The following is a 4,523-nucleotide window of genomic DNA, read 5'->3' on the forward strand; positions in this document are numbered from 1 at the left end:
GGGCAATAGGAACCGGACAATTGAGCTGTCTACAGTTCCGGTCCGGGACCATTGCTCGTCGGGGGGGCGGTATAATACCATTTGGCTCCGCGTCTACGAACCTATGTTCGTTGTGTCCGCCAGGACATGCGGGTTTTATATGAAACTCCGTTCAAATAACTGCAATTATTAGAGTTTCATTTTCCGTTGTGGCTGGTGGTAGCAGCCATGCGGGTTTATATGAAAAAGGGGGAGATTTGTTAAAAGCCTTCACAAGGAAAGACATGGGTACCATGGTTTTGGCACTTTTATTTGCATTTGCCATGCTGTTAATGCCTGGATGGGCAGCTGCGACTTCCGACGGGAAACATCCCCAAAGCGGACACAAACCTTTGGACGAAAACGGGCAAATGCAGTTAAGCCCCCAGGATCGTTGTCCGGTTTGCGGAATGAATGCCATCCGGTATCCAAAATTTAATTGTGCGATTCAGTTAAAAAACAGAGACACCTATTATTTTTGCAGTGTTGGTTGTATGATTCGGTCATGGATGCACCCTGAAATATACCTGGGTACGACAGGGGAGATGCTTGAACGACCCATCGTTAGAGAATACTTTTCCGGCCGGCAGATGGACGCCCGCAACACGATATTTGTATATGGTTCGGATGTCATTGGCCCCATGGGCCCCGCTCTTGTGCCCCTTTTGGATGAACACACCCTGAAGGTGTTTAAAAAACGCCACGGCGGTAAAGCCCAGGTGATGCTCAATGAGCTAAATGATGACAGGTGGTATGAAATGACAGGCAGAAAAATGGCAAAATAAATGATGCGTGCATCCTGTGATAGATTAGACACATCCGCATATGGCCTTGTGGCGATAACCCTGGTAAGCGTAATCGCACTTGCGGTTATTACCATACTCAGTATCAATACCCCCCGCGATTCCCACCAAAAAACACAAATGTGGATCACATATTTAGCGCTCCATACACCTGCCATTGTTCCATCAGGACATCTGCTGCGAAATGCCGGTTATGCCGGTGTGGCAATTGACCGGCGTCACAGTCCGCACCTGCCATTGATGGGCTTTTCCCTGGAAGACATGATGATCGGCCGCCTCAAACCAGAAAGAGGAGAGATCCTATTAAAAAAGTGATGTTTAATACCATGCAAATCTGGGCCTTCAGGGATCTTTTGCGGCGGCCTTTCGAAGCCTTTCTTTTTGGCATCACAATGACAGTGACGGTTGCAATCCTGGGGACATTGCTGCTGTTTCCCCGGGCAGTACATGATACGCTGAACACGTTATTAAAATCCACACCTTCCATTATTCTGAGGCGAGCTGATGCAACAGGCTTTAGTCCAATTCTGGTTCAGACGTCGGTGCGGGTGGCAGAAAATGTGGTGGGGGTTGTTTCTGTAAGGCCCAGAATATGGGGCCTGGTCAATGGCCCCCAGGGTCAGTTGACCATCATGGGGGTACGAAAAGACGAAATGCCCAAGGCCCTGGCTGACCAGTTGACCCAACTGCCTGACCCGGGACAGGTGATCATCGGTTTTGGCGTTTCCACAGGTTTGTCTGCCGACACCCTTCAATTGGAAGGGGCGGTCAGCCAAAACTATCAGGTGATTGATCGTCTACCTGAAAAGACAAGCCTCTTTACCCACGATCTGGTACTGATGGATCCTGATGATGCCAGACAGCTTATCGGCCTTCCCAAAGATTATGCCACTGATCTGGCCATTGACGTTTTCCATGAGAATGAGCAGGAGGCCATCTTATCAGACCTGATCGCTTCATTTCCCTGGCCGGTGCAATGTGTCACAAGATTGCAGAGCCAAGGGCTTTCTGCAGGCCGTTGGAATCGTGGCAGGGCCCTTGTCACCATCGCAGTGATTCCTGCTGTGCTGGCCTTGTGCCTTCTGGTTGCGGTGAACACCCGAAAATCCATGGGGCGACAATCGGATCTTGGCATTATGAAAGCAATGGGCTGGACCACTGGTAATATTGTTGTGTTTCAACTGTATCGGGAACTATTTGTCTGCCTGCCTTCGGCCGCTGCGGGTATCTGCTTCTCTTTTCTGTTGGTTTACGGGCCCGGCGTAGGCTGGTTGGCTGATTTTTTTCTTGGTTGGAAAACCATTCCCCCATCGCTGTACCTGGAAACAACGGGAGCTGCAACCGTTGTGCTGGAAGTGACCGCCTTGATTTTGGTACCGGTGATTGCCGCGGCTTTCTTACCGGCATTAAAAGGCGCCACCGCCGATGTTCATTGTATGATCCAAGATGCGGGTGGTCGATGAGTTCTGGAATTACATGCCACGATTTATGTGTTGAATTCCCCATGGGCAACGGAAATAGCCGCAGAGTTCTGGACAAGATAAATGCCAGGTTTCAGGCGGGGAAAATAACCATTATCACAGGCCCTGTGGGTGCTGGAAAAACCACCCTTCTCAATACGCTGGCAGGGCTTTCCCGCCCCACATCGGGGGAGGTGATTGTAAATGATGAGACGGTTTCCCGCTGGACCGGACCGCACAGGGAGCGATGGCGTCGGCAGGCGGGCATTGTTTTTCAACACGATCACCTTCTTTATGATTTGACGGTGCTGGAAAATGTCATGCTGCCTTTGATTCCCCTGGGGCGCACCCTGTCCACATGCCGAAGCCAAAGCATGGAAGCGCTTAAAAAAGTAGGGTTGATGCACCATGCCGGCAGTTTAACCAGCTCCCTTTCAGGGGGAGAACGCCAGAAAACAACCATGGCCAGGGCCATCGTCAACCAGCCGGCATTTATATTTGCTGACGAACCCTTCGCTCATCTGGATGCCAAAAGCAGCAGACAGATGATGGACCTGCTGTATGATCATGCCTGTGGGAATGCGGTTGTGATCGTTGTCGCCCATGGATTAACCCTGGACATGCTTCCGGAGAACCCCCTGTGTTACCGGTTGGAAAACGGTGTTCTCAATCCATTGAGTTCCTGAGGTTTATCATGTTTTGGCACCCCCTTTACCTGGCCATCATATCAACACAGTCCATGGCACTGCTTCTATTGCTGGTGGCTTGCCCCACATGGGTAGACACGGCATTGAACTGGCAGCCCCTTGTGGCTGATCCTCAGCAGTTGTCCTTGGAGACAAAGGCAGAAGGGGCCTCCATCCTTGGAAGGGCCGCTTTCTTTGTATCGTTATTTTCCGGGGGGCTACTTGTTTTTGGCATTGCCAATATCTTTCACGAGGATATTCCCGGTGCCATGTGCGGAACCGGCGTCTGTCAGGCAATGTCAGCCAACGGCAGCACACGATTGCTGTTATATACCGGTTTTTTGTTGTTGTTGATGAAACTCTGGTATGAACTGGACAAACTGAATCGAACGATCCCTGAGATGCCGCTGACCAAAACGTCTGCCCAACTGTTTCTGATGATTCCAGTTTTGGCTGTATTAACCTTAAAGAAAACCTATGAAGCATTTGCCGGTATCAGACCATACCAGGCGGTGGATTGCTGTGCCGTTGTTTATGATCAGTTTTCAACCATGGAACAGGCAACAAGCATTTTCGGCTTGGGGGACACTGTGTGGGTCAGTGCATTTATAGTTCTTAATACTCTGCTTTTAATTTTGTCTGTGACCTTAAGCGTTTCAAGGGGGGATCGCCCCTGGGCAAGATCTCTACTTGCCACCGTCACCTGGCTGTGGCTGCCGGTGACGGGCCTGGTCCTGGTCAATGTTCTGTCTGCCTATCACTATGAAGTGCTTCATCATCATTGTCCATGGTGCCTGTTTCTTCCTGAACATCAACTGGTGGGTTATCCGCTCTATGGCGGGATGGCCTTGATCGGAATGGAGGGAAGTACCCAGTTCATGCTTCCTTTTTTAGTAAAACACCACACTGACATTTACCCGATGGCCTTGGATCGTTGCCGTGGCGCAGCAAAAAAAATCACCATGGCCCAAATAATTTTTTTAATCATAGCCGTTTTGCCGGCCATTATCTGGCGGCTGCGCTATGACGTCTGGATGTCTGGTTAATTATCCGTATTGAAGTTTCCCACCCATGAACCCCAGACCTGTTGCAAGTAAGAGGCACAAAGCATAAATGAACAGAATTTTTTTATGGTTCTCCTTGCTGTTCAGGGAGAATTTAATGGCCGTTATAAAGGAAAGTGACAGGAGGACGGCAAAAATCATTTTCATGACAATGAGGTGATTCCACTCGCCGCCAAACCGGTACTGCCAGTCGGTGAAGCCAAATAGAACGGTGGGTATGATGCCCGCCAAGCCAAGGGTTATGCAATGGTAAGCCGTGCGGAGGAACTCTTGTTTTTCCAACAGAAAGAAAATCAATGCAAAGACAAAACCACCCATGGCCATTCCCATGGGGAGGTGGGTCATTGCCGGGTGGAGGGGATGGACAAAACCAACGCTTTCCAGTAAATGATACATCGTTTCGATCATGGGCTTACCTCGTTTTGTAGTTTGATTTAACTTTTATATGAAAAGGCAGCCTCCAAGGCAACCTCAGCAGAGCCGCCCCCCGAT

At 49.9% G+C, this 4,523-nt stretch carries 6 protein-coding genes; 5 read left to right on the top strand and 1 reads right to left on the bottom strand.

Translation table 11 applies throughout. The features are described 5' to 3' along the window. Positions 1-263: 263 nt before the first annotated feature. From ACYQ2M_RS24635 to ACYQ2M_RS24655, 5 genes are read left to right on the top strand one after another with little or no spacing between them, the layout of a single operon-like run. Entirely contained in the window at positions 264-803 is a 540-nt protein-coding gene (locus ACYQ2M_RS24635) for a nitrous oxide reductase accessory protein NosL (RefSeq protein ID WP_459919054.1), read from the top strand. Further along, positions 804-1,136 (top strand): hypothetical protein, encoded by a 333-nt coding sequence (locus tag ACYQ2M_RS24640; RefSeq protein WP_459919055.1) that lies wholly within the window; start codon positions 804-806, stop codon positions 1,134-1,136. Between the two features lie 11 nt (positions 1,137-1,147). Beyond that, positions 1,148-2,284, top strand: coding sequence for an ABC transporter permease (locus tag ACYQ2M_RS24645; RefSeq protein WP_459919056.1), 1,137 nt, complete (start codon positions 1,148-1,150; stop codon positions 2,282-2,284). Beyond that, entirely contained in the window at positions 2,281-2,967 is a 687-nt protein-coding gene (locus ACYQ2M_RS24650) for an ABC transporter ATP-binding protein (protein ID WP_459919057.1), read from the top strand. The genes ACYQ2M_RS24645 and ACYQ2M_RS24650 overlap by 4 nt, the downstream gene beginning before the upstream one ends. A gap of 8 nt (positions 2,968-2,975) precedes the next feature. Next, a complete protein-coding gene (locus ACYQ2M_RS24655; protein WP_459919058.1) occupies positions 2,976-4,013 on the top strand; it encodes a hypothetical protein in 1,038 nt (345 codons plus the stop codon). On the opposite strand, the gene ACYQ2M_RS24660 is transcribed toward ACYQ2M_RS24655, so the two are convergent. Next, complete coding sequence (locus ACYQ2M_RS24660; RefSeq protein WP_459919059.1) at positions 4,014-4,439, bottom strand: DUF2231 domain-containing protein; 426 nt, start codon at positions 4,437-4,439, stop codon at positions 4,014-4,016. Positions 4,440-4,523 lie beyond the last annotated feature (84 nt).

This window comes from Desulfocicer niacini, from assembly GCF_054657595.1.

Excerpts from the sequence above, each read along its gene's own strand:
- ACYQ2M_RS24635 (WP_459919054.1), top strand. The coding sequence starts at position 264 with ATGGGTACCATGGTTTTGGCACTTTTATTTGCATTTGCCATGCTGTTA.
- ACYQ2M_RS24640 (WP_459919055.1), top strand. The coding sequence starts at position 804 with ATGATGCGTGCATCCTGTGATAGATTAGACACATCCGCATATGGCCTT.
- ACYQ2M_RS24645 (WP_459919056.1), top strand. The coding sequence starts at position 1,148 with ATGCAAATCTGGGCCTTCAGGGATCTTTTGCGGCGGCCTTTCGAAGCC.
- ACYQ2M_RS24650 (WP_459919057.1), top strand. The coding sequence starts at position 2,281 with ATGAGTTCTGGAATTACATGCCACGATTTATGTGTTGAATTCCCCATG.
- ACYQ2M_RS24655 (WP_459919058.1), top strand. The coding sequence starts at position 2,976 with ATGTTTTGGCACCCCCTTTACCTGGCCATCATATCAACACAGTCCATG.
- ACYQ2M_RS24660 (WP_459919059.1), bottom strand. The coding sequence starts at position 4,439 with ATGATCGAAACGATGTATCATTTACTGGAAAGCGTTGGTTTTGTCCAT.